Source organism: Actinomyces bovis, from assembly GCF_900444995.1.
GTDB classification, from domain to species: Bacteria; Actinomycetota; Actinomycetes; order Actinomycetales; family Actinomycetaceae; genus Actinomyces; species Actinomyces bovis.
Genome location: NZ_UAPQ01000006.1, coordinates 401,988 through 415,925 on the forward strand (window position 1 = coordinate 401,988; position 13,938 = coordinate 415,925).

Genomic DNA, 13,938 nt, shown 5'->3' on the forward strand with positions numbered 1-13,938 from the left:
CCTCCTAGCAAGGCGCCTTGGGTAAGGGCGCGGCGTTCAGGGTCAATTTAGGCGGCGGGTCTCAGTGCAGAAAGCCCGAAAAGCAGCCTAACGGTCTAGGGCCACCCAGCGCATCTCAAACAACCGGCGTTATCGCACCGTTATTTTAGGTTCAAGGCAAAATCTGAGCCCTGCCTTAGTGGCTTCACTCAGGGGTACGGTGTCCGCTCAGGGCGCAGGGCATGTGATCCTCCGCCCAGAATGGTGCCATTTCGCGCTTTCTCATGGGACTCTGTTGTCTCGAGTGCTTAGGCGCTCAGGTCCTAGCGCCCCAGGAAACCGCGCTTTCCTGCCCCGGGCCGCACCTGAAATCCAAGGAGTGCAAACTCGTGAGACGACGTATTCTGAGCGAGATCCTCGCGCTGATCGGCCTGGTGGTTATTGCCCTGGCAGTCTGCTCGGCGACCATCTGGAAGCCCAGCTCAACAGCGGTCGCATCCCTCACCTCGACGCCGACCTCCGCATATGTGGTCACCCGTCCTGGTGTGCTCGGCGTCGCCGACCCTGATGTGACCATCACTGCGACAGCCGCGGATGCCAGCCAGCCCGTCACCATCGCTATCGCACGCTCCGCTGATGTAAAGGCTTGGCTCGGCTCGGACCCCTACGAGGCAGTTACCGACCTGGACGGTTGGACCAAACTGGTTTCCAAGTCGATCCTCACCTCTTGCGACGCCGCTGGCACCGCCGACACTGGCCAGTGCACCCCACTTACGGCCACCGGCGCGAATCCGGCCAGCTCTGACCTGTGGCAGCGGACCGCCACGGGCACTGGCACTGCCACCCTAAAGTTCAGCGCCACCGACCCCGATCTAGTAGCGCTAGTAGCCACGGACGGAACAGCGCCCGCGCCCAAGCTTTCACTGAGCTGGCCCCGCACCGTCTCCACACCTTGGCTCATCCCGGGACTAATCCTGGGTGGCCTGCTGCTGCTCTTCGGGGTCTTTGGCTTTGTGTTGGATCTACAACTGCGCCACCAGGATGAGGAGCGGCGGGCTCGGGCCGCTGAGCGCGCCGCCCACCTGGCAACTGCCGATGGCATCTCCACTGCTGCGATTCCGCAGGTCGGGAAGCAGGATCGAGTCTTGTCCCGTCGGGAGCAGCGGGAAAAGGAGCGCGTTGAGGCGCAGGGCGCTGACTGGATCGACCCCCGCTCGGGTGAGGTTCAGCCAGGTGGCGCTGAGGTGCCGCCAATTCCGCTGCCAACCACCGCGCAGCTGCCGCAGGTGGACTTTGAGCCCACGCTCGAACAGATTCGCACGCACACTGGCCTAGCCCACGGCACCGCCGTCGTTCCGGGCCTAGCAGAGGCCACCGTGGCCGCTCACAGGGCCACTCGGGAGCTGCCAGAGGGACCTGCCTTTGAAACCACACCCGAGGAGGCACCCGTAGAGGCCGCACCAGCCCCGGCAGTGCAGGTAACGCCCCAGGCACCAGTGGCGGCCGCCCCTGCGGCCCCGCTTGCCCCAGCGGCGGTGCCAAGCACCCCGGCTAAGCCGCTGCCCCCAGCTCCGATCATTCCTGAGGGCACCACCGTGGCGGAGGACCTGGTGGTCGCTCCAGTCATCGAGCCAATGATTAGCGCCAGTTCCGCAGATCTGACTGACACTAGCCGCATCCCCGTGATCTCGGATGACCCCTACGGGCTTAAGGCCGAACAGTCCACCGTGGACGTGCACGATCTGCACGAGGCCGCCGCCAGTGAGAGCCACAAAGGTTTTGACACCGAGCAGCTCAGCCGCGATGAGCTCGCCCAGATCTTCGGTGAGTTCCCCGGCCGCCACGCCGCCAACCCCAACCAGGAGAACGCATGATGACCAGCCGCCGCGCCTTTATCGGAGCCAGCTCCCTGCTAGCCGCTGCCGCGCTGGCCGCCTGCTCGGAGAAGGTCCCCCAGGTAGCCGCGCCCAGCGCTGACCCCACCGTCAACCCCGTGCTCGACTCTGAGCGCCTAGTGACCGTGCTTGAACGCATCCAGAAAGGCGTCGACGCCGCCGACGCCGCCAAGGACCCCAACGCACTCACCGGATACCTGACCGGCCCTGCCGCCAGGATCCGTGCAGAGTCCTACAACCTGGCCACTGCGGTTGCGGACGATAAGCGCATTCGCACGCTCAAGACCACCAGCCAGGCCAGTGCCGTGGGCCTCACACAGGACTTCCCCCGCACCGCCATCACGGTTACCGAGGGCACCGACACTTCCAATGTGCCGCTGCTGCTGGCGCTGACCCAAGCGGACGCCCGAGCTGACTACCAACTGTGGGGTTGGGTGCAGGTCTTCGGTGGAGCCACCTTCCCCAAGACCGCCACCGCCGCTGGCGGCTCCAAGCAGATTGCAGCCGACGACGCCAGCCTGGCCGCCACCCCGCAGTCCGTGCTGGAGGCCTACGTTGACGCCCTCAACAACCCGCAGGGCTCCAACGGCACCGCTTTTGCTGATGACCAACTCCGCCAGCAGGTCGCGCGTGAACGCGCCACCGATGTCTCAGCTGCCGGCGAGGTCAAGGTGCAGGCAACGGCGGGCAGTGACGGCTTCCAAGGCCTAGCCACCTCAGACGGTGGCGCCGTCGTCCTGACCACGCTGACCATCACGACAACCTTCAAGCGGACTGCCGCTGGCTCCAAACTCACTCTCAGCAGTGATATCGGCACGATGCTGGGAGAAAACAAGGAGGTCGTCGGCACAGTGACCGCCACCTATGACGCTATGGTTGCTTTCAGCATTCCAGCCGCTGGCGGGGGGCAAGCAACCGCGCTGGGCGCCGAGGTGGTCTTAGCAAAGGTTGAGCGAGACGACTCGCAGGCGCCAAGCCCGGCACCGACTGCGACCGCCAGCGCCACAGCTAGAAACTGACCTGAATCAGGAGAACCCATGAGCATGTTCGGGGCCGTAGACCTGTCCCAGCTGGCCCCAGCCAAACCGGCTGGAAACACTGGACGAGCGCAGGCAGCGGGCACCCCACAAGCCCCTGGTGCCACCGGTCCAGCCGCCCCGAATGCCGCTGGCGCCCTAGTGGTGGACCTGACCGCCACCAACCTGCAGGAAGTCGCTCAGACCAGTACCCGGGTGCCGGTGGTTATTGCTGTGCACACGGCGCGGGCTGCCGCCTCCCAGCAGGTAGCGGAGCTGTTGGAGGGGCTGGCTCAACAGTACGGTGGCCGTTTCCAGCTGGCCTTGCTCAACGCTGACACTTCGCCAGAGGTGGCCCAGGCGCTGCAGGTGCGTGGTGTGCCCGCAGCGCTGGGCTTAGTAGCGGGGCAGCCGGTACCGCTGTTCGAGGGACCCATTGAGGAGCCGCAGTTGCGCTCCTTGCTGGACCGGTTGCTTGAAGTGGCGGCTGCCAACGGCGTCGACGGCGTGCTGGCTGCTGGGGGAGAAGGCCACGCAGCTGCCCCTGAGCCGGAGGAAACCGAGACTGAACGGGCCGCTCGCGAGGCTATTGAAGCTGGCGACTATGCGGCGGCTGAGGTCATTTACGACCGCGCCCTTGCCCAAACGCCGGGGGATGAGAATCTCCGGGTGGCTCGGGAGCAAGTCCGTCTCATGGCGCGCCTTGACGGCCAGGATGCCCACAGCCTGCTGGCTGCCTCCGATCTGCCTGACGCCGGGGTAGAGGCACTGCTGGCAGGCGCTGACGCCGCCCTGTCCCTAGGCGATCTGGATGGTTGTTTAGGGCGAGCCCTGGAAGCGGTGCGTCGCAGCAGCGGGGATGAGCGAGAGACCGCACGCAAACGTCTGCTTGAACTATTCGACGTAATTGGCACCAGCGCCCCGGAAGTGGTGCGCGCGCGCCGCACCTTGGCCACCCTGCTGTTCTGAGCTGTTCTAAGCCCCCGGCCACCTCTGGCGGAGAGTTCCCGGCGCCGCTGCGAACAAATAGTTTAGGCAGACCTCACAGCGCCCGCTCCGTAGTGCCAGGCGGGCGTCCCGGTAGGCTGCGCAGGTGCGCGTCGTCATTGCTTCCTGCTCCGTGGACTACTCCGGGCGTCTGGACGCTCACCTGCCCCGGGCTAACCGCGTCATCATGGTTAAGGCCGACGGCTCCGTCCTAGTTCACTCCGACGGCGGTTCATACAAGCCCCTGAACTGGATGAGCCCACCGGCCACAATGCGCGAGCTGGAACCGGATGAATCTGAAACCGCCGACGGCGTCGCCCAGATTTGGGAAGTCAAAGCGGCCAAGTCTGACGACTGCCTGCGCATTCGCCTCTACGAGATCCACTCAGAGACCACCGCCGAACTTGGGGTAGACCCGGGCCTTATGAAGGACGGTGTGGAAGCCCACCTGCAAGAGCTTTTGGCTGAGCAGATCAACCTGCTCGGCCCGGGCTACCGCCTGGTGCGCCGCGAATACCCCACCGCCATCGGCCCCGTAGATATTCTGGCCAAGGATGAGCAAGGCGGCTCCGTGGCCGTGGAGATCAAGCGCGTAGGCGGCATCGACGGCGTCGAACAGCTGAGCCGCTACCTAGAGTTGCTGGACCGCGACCCTTTGCTCAGCCCCGTGCGCGGGGTCTTTGCCGCCCAAACCATCAAACCGCAAGCCCGCGTACTCGCCCAGGATCGTGGCATCCGCTGCCTCCTGCTGGATTACGATGCCATGCGCGGTGTGGATGACCCAGACTCACGGCTCTTCTGAGATGCACCTGCTGAAAAGGTGCTGCTGAGGCGCCTCTTTTGAGGCTCCAGATGCTCCTCTAACATCGGAATATGGCGCCAAGTATCAGCGGCAGCACCAAGCCCTGCGGCCCTCGCGACCTATCCCTCATGCGGATCATTGCCCACGGGCTGATCCCTGCCACTCGCGCCACCGGCGTGGTTCAGGCTGTCAGCCGGGAACTGGCCATCCAGGGACAACAGGTTTCTGCCGTTCCACAAGCGCTGCTCAACCGCAGCCAAGCCAAGGGGCGCAGCCAAGTAGATGCGGCCTTCGCTTCCGGCTCGCTGATCCGGTCATGGCCCATGCGCGGCACCGTTCACATCACCACCGCTGCGGACCATCATTGGCTGCGTGTGGCGCTCCTGCACCGCATGGATGCCTGGGTTCGCAATTCCGAGCGCAACTACGGCGTGGATGACCGCCTCCTGGAGCAGGCTCAGCGAGTGGCCCTGGAACTCATCGCCAAAGCGGGGCCACTTAAGCGTGCTGAACTGCTAGAAGCCTGGGACCAGGAAGGGCTGATGGAGGCCTTCAAAGGTGAGGATGTGAGCAGCTATCGGCGTCGGCACCTGCTCCTGCACCTGCAGATCCGTGGCCTGCTCGCCCAGGGCCCGCGCCAAGGCAATGAGCACCTAGTGGTGGATGTGCGCGACCTGCCGGGAGCCCACACCGGGCCAGGTGGAGCCAGTGGCGGTGGCAAAGGCACTGATGGTTACCGCTCCGCCTTAGCGGAGATTGCCCGCCGCTACGCCACCAGCCACGGACCGGTCACCGCCGCTGATCTGTCTCGCTGGACCACGCTGCCGCTGGGGGAGTCCCGCCGCGCCTTGGAGGACGCCGTCGAGCTGACTAACGCCGCCGACTATGGCTTGGAGGCCGCCGCAGGGCAGGTGCCGCTGGTTCGCGCCATCGTCGAAGATTGGCCTAACGGGGAGCTACACTGCTTGGCTCCTGAGGAGGCGACACCAGCCCGGCGCCTTAATCCTGAGCTGGTTTACCTGCGGGCCGACCTGCCCGACCTGCTTGCCGAAAACCGAAAGGACGCCGAGCGCACGCTGTTCATTGGGGCCTTTGACGAGTTGCATGTGGGCTACAAGGACCGCAGGCCACTGACAGACGAGGCGGGGGAGCAGCTGATCTGCCCAGGCAAGAACGGTATGTTCCTGCCATTCTTGGTGGACCGTGGGCGCCTGGTGGCCGTGCGCCCCGCCGGACGCGGGCTGAATTGGGCGCCGGGGGCGCGCCGCTCAGGACGCCTGGAGCGGGATGTGGAGCGAGCGCTGTCCGAGATGAATCAGCGCCTAGGCCTTTGAGCCGTCTAGAGGTCTGATGTCCGAGTTAGACTCCGGCCATGAGCAATGCTGCTTTTGCCCTGCGTGGGCGAGTCGTTACCCCCTTCCAGATTATTGAGGACGGCGTGGTCGTCCTCGCCGAACGCCACATCGTGTGGGTTGGTCCCGCTGAGGACGCCACCCGGGCCGGCTGGGGCGCTGCCCTGGCCGCCGCCGAGGCTGCCCCTGAGGGCGGTTACCTCCTCCCCGGCCTCGTCGATGTGCACTGCCACGGTGGAGGGGGCGAGTCCTTCCCCAACGCGGAGACCACCGAGCAGGCCATGGTCTCCGTCATGGAGCACCGCCGCCACGGCACCACCTCCCTGGTGGCCTCCTGCGTCACTGCCGCCCCCGAGGTGCTCAAAGAACGCACCAAGGTGCTTGCCGACCTGTGTGACGCCGGCGAACTGGCTGGTATCCACTTTGAGGGGCCTTTCGTTTCCCTGGAGCGCTGCGGCGCCCAAGACCCCACCTACATCATCGACCCCGATGCGGCTCTCACCCATGAGCTAATCGAGCTGGGCCGCGGGCACGTCGCCACCATGACCATTGCCCCGGAGAAGCCCCATATCACCGGTGACGACGGCGTGGTCGCTGCCCTGATCGAGGGCGGTGCCCTGCCCTCATTCGGTCACACCGACTCTGAAGCTGCCCCAGTGCGCGAAGGTCTAGCCGACGCTTCCGCTCGTATCAGTGACCGCCTAGAGAAGGGCCTGCCCGTCCGCTCTGGTCGTTCCACCGCCACCCACCTGTTCAACGGCATGCGGCCCATGCATCACCGCAAGCCCGGCCCGGTGCCCGAGTTCCTTGCAGCTGCCGTCAACGGTGACTGCATCTTGGAGATGATTGGCGACGGTGTGCACCTCAACCCCGCCATCGTGCTGGACATGTTCGAGACCCTGGGGCGGGAGAACGTCGTACTCATCACCGACGCCATGGCTGCTGCAGGTATGCCAGATGGTGATTACGTGCTCGGCCCCCAGGCCGTGACGGTTCTCAACGGTGTGGCCCGCCTGACCGGTAAGGACTCTATTGCCGGTGGCACCGCACACCTGCTCGATGTTGTGCGCACCACCTGGAAGGGCGGGGTGGACCTAGTGGACGCGGTCTTTGCGGCCTCCTGCCAGGGCGCCGAAATCCTGGGCGACGACTCCATCGGGGCCCTGGAGGCCGGCATGTGGGCCGATGTGCTGGTAACTGACGCCGACCTTCACCCGGTGACCGTCATCCGTCGCGGCGAGAGGGTCGAGTAAGGCCGCCGTGCCGAGCGCCCGGGACTCCTGAGACCGGATGGTCGCAGAAGCCCCGGGCGCGACGTGCCGTTCCGCCGTCGTGGGCGCCGGCATCGTGGGTGTCAGCGTCGTCGCGGCGTGCGCAGGCGTACCAGGTCCGCGAACGAGCGGGTCCAGGCCGCCAGGAACTCCTCCGTGCTGGCACTGGTGACACGGCCCTCCGCGTCGAGGAACGTGCCGGTGGATCCCAGGAACGCCTCCGGCTGCCCCGTCATCGGCATGTCGAAGTAGCTCAGTGCCAGGCGCAGGTTCTTGTGCGCGCTGTAGCCTCCCAGCCGTCCGACCGAGTGACTCACGATCCCGGTGGGAAGCTCACGCCACACGCTGGCGCCGGCGGGGCGTGAGCCGACGTCGACGGCGTTCTTGAGGCAGGCGGGGACCGTCCTGTTGTTCTCCGGGGTGACGAACAGGACGCCGTCGACGGAGGCGACGTCCCGGCGGAAGCGACGGTACTGCTCTGGCAGGGGCTTGTCCTGGACCGCAGGGTCGTCGTAGTCGGCGTCGTACAGGGGCAGGTCCCCGATGTCGACGCGCAGTGTCTCGACGTCGTCGGGGAGCATGGTGGTGATCACGCGGGCGATCGCCTGGGAGCGCGAGCGACGGCGCAGGCTCCCGGTGATGACGGCGACGCGCAGGACAGGCTGGCTGGTGGTCACGGGGTCGGTCGTCATCTCACAGCTCCCAGTCCTCGTCGTCGGTCTGCTCGTACCTGCCGATGACGTAGGAGGAGCCGGACCCGGAGAAGAAGTCGTGGTTCTCGTCCGCACTTGGCGACAGGGCGGCCAGGACCGCTGGGCTCACCTGGGTCTGGGAGACGTCGAAGGGAGCGTCGTACCCGAGGTTCATCAGGGCCTTGTTGGCGTTGTACCGGACGAAGGCGGCCACGTCGTCCATGAGCCCGAAGGGCTCGTAGAGCTGACCGGAGTAGTCGAGCTCGAGCTGGTAGAGCTCGTGCATGAGCTCGTGGGTGAAGTCGTGCATCTGCTCGACGCGGTGGGGCTTGGTCTCCAGGCTCCGCTGGTACTTGTAGCCGGAGTAGTAGCCGTGGACCGCCTTGTCGCGAAGGATGAGACGGATCATGTCGGCCGTGTTGGTCAGCGTCGCCCGCACGGACAGGTACAGGGGCAGGTAGAAGCCCGCGTACAGCAGGAGGGAGGACAGGAGGGTCGAGGAGACCTTGCGCTTGAGCGGGTCGTCCGCGTAGTAGTGGGCGAGCACCTTCTTGGCGCGCTCTTGCAGGACGTCGTTGCCGACGGCCCACCGGTAGGCGCTGTCGATCTCCTGGCTGGAGCAGAGGGTGGAGAACACCGACGAGTAGGAGCGGGCGTGGATCGCCTGCATGAAGGCGATGTTGGTGTAGACGGCCTCCTCGTGCTCGGTCTGGGCGTCCTGGATCTGGCTCACCTCGCCGACGCTCGCCTGGACGGTGTCCAGCAGCGTCAGGCCGGTGAAGACCCGCATGACGAGGGTCCTCCACTGGGGGTCGAGCTCCCTCCACGAGGGCTGGTCGTTCGACAGCGGCACCTTCTCGGGCAACCAGAAGTTCGCCGTCAGGCGGTTCCAGACCTCCAGGTCCTTGGGGTCCTGGAGGAGGTTCCAGTTGACCGGGCGTATCCGGGCCGTGGGATCATGGCGGAAGCCTCGGGGCGTGACGGAGTAGGCCGTGTAGGGAAGACGGCTGTGATCCGTCGGCAGGGGTTTGCTGGGCACGTGGGTCTCCTGTCGGTGGTCGGTGATGGAGGTGGACGGGGGTCAGGCTGCGAGGGAGGACTCGTCCCAGAAGCGCTCGAGGCCCTCTCGGACGGTGAGGACGTCCTCGTCCGTCCCGAGGAGCTCGAACCGGTACATGTCGGGGACCTGGCACTTGCGAGCGATGATGGGTCCGGCTGCGCAGTAGGCGGTGCCGAAGTTCGTGTTTCCGGAGGAGATGACGCCGCGCAGGAGGCTGCGGTTGGCGGGGACGTTGAGGAACTGGGCGACCTGGCGTGGCAGGGCCTTGGACAGGTCGCCTCCTCCGTAGGTGGGTACGAGAATGACGTAGGGGCGGCAGACCTGGATCATTCCCTCGGTGCGCGGGCGCAGGGGGATGCGGGTCGCGGGACGGCCTACGCGCTGGACGAAGCGGTGGGTGTTGCGTGAGGCGCTGGAGAAGTACACGAGGTCGTGTGACTCCTCAGCGGGGACCGGCCTGATCCCGGGGGGTGGCGGGGTGGGCATGGCGTGCGTGTCCTTTCATGAGTGAGAGCACGGGGGCAGCGACCCACAACATGTAGGTGTCCTCGTGAGGTTCAGGGGCAATATCTAGTGATAGCAGACCTCCCGCCCAAGATCGTCGCACCAAAATGTGAGATACGTCTACGCGAACTTCGCGAGTCGAGGAAGGGCGAGCCGCGGCGCCGCCACGACCCCGCCCCGGACCCTCAGGAGGAGGTCGCAGGCTCGGGGGACACCAGCACGCTCTCGCACTCCAGCCGGCTGAGCCGGAGCTCGCGTCCACCGTCCTCGGCGGCGCTGACGACGGCGACGTCGTCGAAGGGTGACGAGGGGTGCAGCGTGACGTGGCTGCCCAGCGTGACGCCGGCCTCGGACAGCCGGCGCAGCAGACCGGGGTCTCGGTCGCTGACCCTGCCCACGCGCAGGCGCTCACCCGCCCGAGCCCGGGCGAGGGGGATGAGCGTGGGGTGCGTGATCGTGCCGTCGGGATCGGGGATCGGGTCACCGTGAGGGTCGGTGAGGGGGTGGCCGAGCGCGGTATCCATCCGCTCGACCATGAGCGGGGAGACGGTGTGCTCCAGCGCGTCCGCCTCGTCGTGGACCTCGTCCCAGGTGTAGCCCAGCGTCCGTACCAGGAAGAGCTCGATGAGACGGTGGCGCCTGACGAGCATGACGGCCTGCTCGGCTCCCTCGGCCGTCAGGGTGACGGAGCCGTAGGGAGCGCGCTCGATCAGCCCGGCAGCGTGCAGCCGTCGCAGCGCGTCAGACACCGTGGAGGGGCGCATCCCTGTGCGCCTGGCGAGGTCCCCGGGCGTGGTCGGGGCTCCCGACCACTCCTGGAGCGTCCAGATGCTCTTGAGGTACTCCTCGTTGCTTGCGCTCAGCGGGCCGTGTGCCACGCGGTCCCCCTCAGGCGAAGACGACGGTGCGGTGCCCGTTGAGCAGGACGCGGTGCTCGGCATGCCACGTGACGGCCTGCGCCAGGACGCGCCTCTCGACGTCCTGTCCCTTGCGCTGCAGGACGCGGGCGGAGTCGGCGTGGGAGGCTCGGGTGACGTCCTGCTCGATGATGGGGCCCTCGTCCAGGTCCTCGGTCACGTAGTGGGCTGTGGCGCCGATCAGCTTGACGCCACGGTCGTGAGCCTGGTGGTAGGGCTTGGCGCCCTTGAAGGAGGGCAGGAAGGAGTGGTGGATGTTGATGACGTTGCCGTGGAGGCGCTCGCACAGGGCGGGGGAGAGGATCTGCATGTAGCGGGCCAGGACGACCAGCTCGACGCCCAGCTCGTCGACGAGGGACAGGAGCATGGCCTCGGCCTGCTCCTTCGTGTCCCTCGTGACGGGCACGTGGTGGAAGGGCACTCCGTAGAACTCGGCGACGTCGCGCAGCGTCTCGTGGTTGCCGACGACGCCGACGACGTCGATGGGCATGCCCTGGCTCTTGGCGCGGAAGAGGAGGTCCGACAGGCAGTGGGCCTCCTTGGAGACCATGAGCAGGGTCCTCATGCGGTGGTCGGCCTCGTCCAGGGAGAAGGTCATGTCGTAGGTGGTGGCGAGCTCGGCCAGGTCGGCCTCGAGCTCGCTGCGAGGCACCCGTGTCAGGACGGACACTCGCATGAAGAACAGGTCGGTCTCGTCGTCGCCGAACTGGCTCGACTCGGTGATGTTGCCCCCGCGGCGGGCCAGGGCCCCGGTGACGGCGTGGACGATGCCGGGGCGGTCGGGGCAGGACAGGGTGAGGACGAGGTGCTGGGGCTCGGCGGGGGAGGGGGAGGCGGGGGTGGTCATGGCGGGATGCTAGCGGGTGCCGGCGGCGGGTGCCGGAGGGGGCCGGACGGGGGCTGGCGCAGCGGAGCGCGACACGGGCCGGGAGCCCGGGTACTCCCCGGTCCCCGGCCCGCGCGCGGTGCCTCGTGCGCCTGGCGGCTCAGCCCTGGCGGGCCTTGAGACGCGGGTTCTTCTTGTTGATCACGTAGGTGTGGCCGCGGCGGCGGACCACCTTGCTGCCTGGCTGCTTAGCCAGCGAGCGGATAGAGGCGCGAACCTTCACAGACTTCTCCTTGGCGGTTGGAACAGATAGGGGCCGCGTCTCAGCGGCTGCGCTTGCCGTAGCGGCGCTCGAACTTCTCCACCCGGCCGGCGGTGTCCAGGATGCGGCCCTTGCCGGTCCAGAACGGGTGTGAGGCGGAGGAGACGTCCACGTCTACGACGGGATAGGTGTTGCCATCCTCCCACTCGATGGTCTGCTCGGAGGTCATCGTGGAGCGGGTTAGGAAGGCAAAGTCCGCGCTTTTGTCGCGGAAAACGATCGGCTTGTACTCAGGGTGGATACCTGTGCGCATACTGCTTCTCCTGTTCTTCGGTGCGTCACCAGGACGACTTAGTGACGCCGGGCAATTCGCCGCGCAGCGCCATCTCACGGAAGCGCACACGCGAAGTGCCAGTGACGGCCAGGAAGCCGCGGGGGCGCCCATCGACGACGTCGCGGTTGCGTAGGCGGGTGGGGGAGGCGTTACGCGGCAGGGCGTGCAGCTTAGCCATGGCGGCCTCACGCTCCTCCTCGCTCAGGTGTGGGTTAACCGAAGCCTTCTTCAACTCGGCGCGGCGCTCGGCGTAGCGGGCCACAATTTCGCGACGCTGCAAGTCGCGGGCGATCTTCGACTTCTTAGCCATCAGCGGGACTCCTTGAACTCGACGTGGCGGCGCACCACGGGATCAAATTTGCGCAGGACCAGCCGGTCAGGCGTATTGCGACGGTTCTTGCGGGTGACGTAGGTAAACCCGGTGCCGGCAGTGGAAACCAGCTTGATAACCGGACGAATGTCCTTCTTAGAACGAGGCATCAGAACTTCTCCCCGCGCTTAAGCATCTCCGCCACCACGACGTCGATGCCCTTCTTGTCAATGGTCTTAATCCCCTTAGCGGAGACGGTCAGGCGCACGGTGCGGCCAAGGGAGGGGACCCAGTAGCGCTTGTGCTGGAGGTTCGGCTCCCAGCGGCGGTTAGTGCGCCGGTGCGAGTGGGAGACAGACTTGCCGTAAACCGGCTTGGCTCCCGTGACTTGGCAGTAAGTGGTCATGCACGCCAGAATAGAGAACGATTCTCGTTACATACAAGTTGGAGGCACCGTATGCCCGGTCACGCTCTCGCGCTCGTCAGCGCGGTAGACCCCGCCCTCCTGGACCTAGTGGAGCTCACCCTCACTGGCGAGGACTGCCTGGTCATCCGCGCCACCCTCCTGCCCGAGCTCGACGACGGCGTAGTTCGCCTGACCTCCTGGGGGCACGGCGGCGCCACCCTGAACCTGAATGAGCTAGAGGCTGGCCCCGCCGTAGTCGATGTGCCGCTGCCCGCCGACTGCCTGACCTGCTCCCTGCGCGAGGTGCTGCTGGCCGTGGCCGAGGACCGCGCCAACAGCGAACCCGATAGCACCACCGTGGTGCTACTGCCCCCAGCTATCGAGCTGCCCCACCTGGTGCCAGGCCTCGCCCACGATCTATCCGAACTAGCTAACGACGGCAGCACGCCCACCCCGGCAGGCCTTCATCTCACCGGTGTGACCCACCTCATCGACGCCCAGCAGGCCCTAGCCGATCTACTCGACCACCACCCCCTATCTGAGCTCGGCCTAGCCCTGTCCGAGCACGACACCCGCTGCACCGGCGAAGTCCACCTGGTAAACCTCGGCTACGCGGACCTGATCGTCTCCGTGGGGCACGAGGCTGCTGACAGCGGCGCCGACCTAGTGGAACACCTGCGGCCCCTAGACACTCTGCTCCTGCCAGGCCTAGACGCCCCTCTCCTGGACTGCCTGCTAAGCACCGAGCACGACGCTGACTCCGCCCTACGCCGCGTCCACCCCGCCACCACCCAAGCCTGGGGCGGTCCCGACCAACACGGCGTATGGACCCTGGACCTCAACGCCACCCTGCCTTTCCACCCCGGCCGACTGCGTGAAATGGTCGCCGAGTTGGCCGGGCGCGGGCTGTGCGCTCGCGGCTGCTTCTGGCTGCCCAGTCGGCCCGGGCGCATCTGCGCCTGGGAAGTAGTTGGCGGCTCGGTCAGTGTGGGCGACGCCGGAGCCTGGTCTGAAGCACCCCTATCCCTGCCAGCAGGAGAGCAGATTGGTAGCACAGGTGCCGGAGTCGACACAACTGAGCCGCACTGCCACCTAGTGGTCACCGGAGTGGGTGATGAGGCCCAAAAGCACGCCGTCGAAGCAGCATTTGCTGCCGTGCTGCTGCGCGAGGATGAACTCGCCGATGCCCTAGCTTGGATTGGCGCCGCCGACGGCCTAGAAGACTGGTTCGGCGAAGAGAACTAAGACCAGGCAGTTCGCAGGCTCCCACTGCCGCTACGATGGGCCCGTCGTCGTAACTGGCGCAGGTGGTTCACCACCGGGGA

17 protein-coding genes are annotated in these 13,938 nt (G+C 66.5%); 7 read left to right on the top strand and 10 right to left on the bottom strand.

The annotated features are described in order from the left end of the window. Positions 1–368: 368 nt before the first annotated feature. The 6 genes from DR039_RS05375 (at position 369) to DR039_RS05400 (ending at position 7,284) form a co-directional block, all read left to right on the top strand. Positions 369–1,853, top strand: a complete 1,485-nt coding sequence (locus DR039_RS05375; RefSeq protein WP_111836354.1) for a hypothetical protein — start codon at positions 369–371, stop codon at positions 1,851–1,853. Further along, positions 1,850–2,893: a hypothetical protein gene (locus tag DR039_RS05380; RefSeq protein WP_111836355.1), complete on the top strand. Its 1,044-nt coding sequence runs from the start codon at positions 1,850–1,852 to the stop codon at positions 2,891–2,893. The genes DR039_RS05375 and DR039_RS05380 overlap by 4 nt, the downstream gene beginning before the upstream one ends. Positions 2,894–2,911: 18 nt before the next feature. Next, positions 2,912–3,859: a tetratricopeptide repeat protein gene (locus DR039_RS05385; RefSeq protein WP_111836356.1), complete on the top strand. Its 948-nt coding sequence runs from the start codon at positions 2,912–2,914 to the stop codon at positions 3,857–3,859. A gap of 124 nt (positions 3,860–3,983) precedes the next feature. After that, positions 3,984–4,679, top strand: coding sequence for an endonuclease NucS (gene nucS / locus DR039_RS05390; RefSeq protein ID WP_111836357.1), 696 nt, complete (start codon positions 3,984–3,986; stop codon positions 4,677–4,679). A 71-nt stretch (positions 4,680–4,750) separates the two neighbouring features. Next, positions 4,751–6,013 carry a DNA glycosylase AlkZ-like family protein gene (locus DR039_RS05395; protein WP_111836358.1) on the top strand — a complete coding sequence of 421 codons (1,263 nt, stop codon included), beginning with the start codon at positions 4,751–4,753 and terminating at the stop codon, positions 6,011–6,013. A 38-nt stretch (positions 6,014–6,051) separates the two neighbouring features. Further along, positions 6,052–7,284 (top strand): N-acetylglucosamine-6-phosphate deacetylase, encoded by a 1,233-nt coding sequence (locus tag DR039_RS05400; RefSeq protein ID WP_111836359.1) that lies wholly within the window; start codon positions 6,052–6,054, stop codon positions 7,282–7,284. Between the two features lie 101 nt (positions 7,285–7,385). Here the strand turns inward: DR039_RS05400 and DR039_RS05405 are convergent, their stop codons facing one another. From DR039_RS05405 to rpmB, 10 genes are all read right to left on the bottom strand, one after another. Next, positions 7,386–7,994, bottom strand: a complete 609-nt coding sequence (locus DR039_RS05405; protein WP_111836360.1) for an NADPH-dependent FMN reductase — start codon at positions 7,992–7,994, stop codon at positions 7,386–7,388. A 1-nt stretch (position 7,995) separates the two neighbouring features. Continuing rightward, positions 7,996–9,033, bottom strand: a complete 1,038-nt coding sequence (gene nrdF, locus DR039_RS05410; protein WP_229116822.1) for a class 1b ribonucleoside-diphosphate reductase subunit beta — start codon at positions 9,031–9,033, stop codon at positions 7,996–7,998. A 42-nt stretch (positions 9,034–9,075) separates the two neighbouring features. Continuing rightward, positions 9,076–9,540 carry a class Ib ribonucleoside-diphosphate reductase assembly flavoprotein NrdI gene (gene nrdI, locus DR039_RS05415; RefSeq protein ID WP_111836361.1) on the bottom strand — a complete coding sequence of 155 codons (465 nt, stop codon included), beginning with the start codon at positions 9,538–9,540 and terminating at the stop codon, positions 9,076–9,078. Between the two features lie 203 nt (positions 9,541–9,743). Beyond that, the gene (locus DR039_RS05420; RefSeq protein ID WP_197719055.1) at positions 9,744–10,436 is read right to left on the bottom strand and encodes a metal-dependent transcriptional regulator; all 693 of its coding nucleotides are present in this window, start codon (positions 10,434–10,436) and stop codon (positions 9,744–9,746) included. A 10-nt stretch (positions 10,437–10,446) separates the two neighbouring features. Further along, positions 10,447–11,322, bottom strand: coding sequence for a formyltetrahydrofolate deformylase (gene purU, locus DR039_RS05425; protein WP_111836363.1), 876 nt, complete (start codon positions 11,320–11,322; stop codon positions 10,447–10,449). A gap of 139 nt (positions 11,323–11,461) precedes the next feature. After that, a complete protein-coding gene (ykgO, locus tag DR039_RS05435) occupies positions 11,462–11,584 on the bottom strand; it encodes a type B 50S ribosomal protein L36 (RefSeq protein ID WP_003782012.1) in 123 nt (40 codons plus the stop codon). A gap of 40 nt (positions 11,585–11,624) precedes the next feature. After that, positions 11,625–11,876, bottom strand: coding sequence for a type B 50S ribosomal protein L31 (locus DR039_RS05440; protein WP_111836365.1), 252 nt, complete (start codon positions 11,874–11,876; stop codon positions 11,625–11,627). A gap of 25 nt (positions 11,877–11,901) precedes the next feature. Beyond that, complete coding sequence (rpsN, locus tag DR039_RS05445) at positions 11,902–12,207, bottom strand: 30S ribosomal protein S14 (protein ID WP_111836366.1); 306 nt, start codon at positions 12,205–12,207, stop codon at positions 11,902–11,904. Further along, on the bottom strand, positions 12,207–12,377 hold the full coding sequence (rpmG, locus tag DR039_RS05450; RefSeq protein WP_111836367.1) for a 50S ribosomal protein L33: 171 nt from the start codon (positions 12,375–12,377) through the stop codon (positions 12,207–12,209). The genes rpsN and rpmG overlap by 1 nt, the downstream gene beginning before the upstream one ends. Further along, a complete protein-coding gene (rpmB, locus tag DR039_RS05455; protein ID WP_172458359.1) occupies positions 12,377–12,613 on the bottom strand; it encodes a 50S ribosomal protein L28 in 237 nt (78 codons plus the stop codon). The genes rpmG and rpmB overlap by 1 nt, the downstream gene beginning before the upstream one ends. A gap of 51 nt (positions 12,614–12,664) precedes the next feature. Here rpmB and DR039_RS05460 point away from each other — a divergent pair, with 51 nt between their 5' ends. Then, a complete protein-coding gene (locus tag DR039_RS05460) occupies positions 12,665–13,858 on the top strand; it encodes a GTP-binding protein (protein ID WP_111836369.1) in 1,194 nt (397 codons plus the stop codon). Positions 13,859–13,938 lie beyond the last annotated feature (80 nt).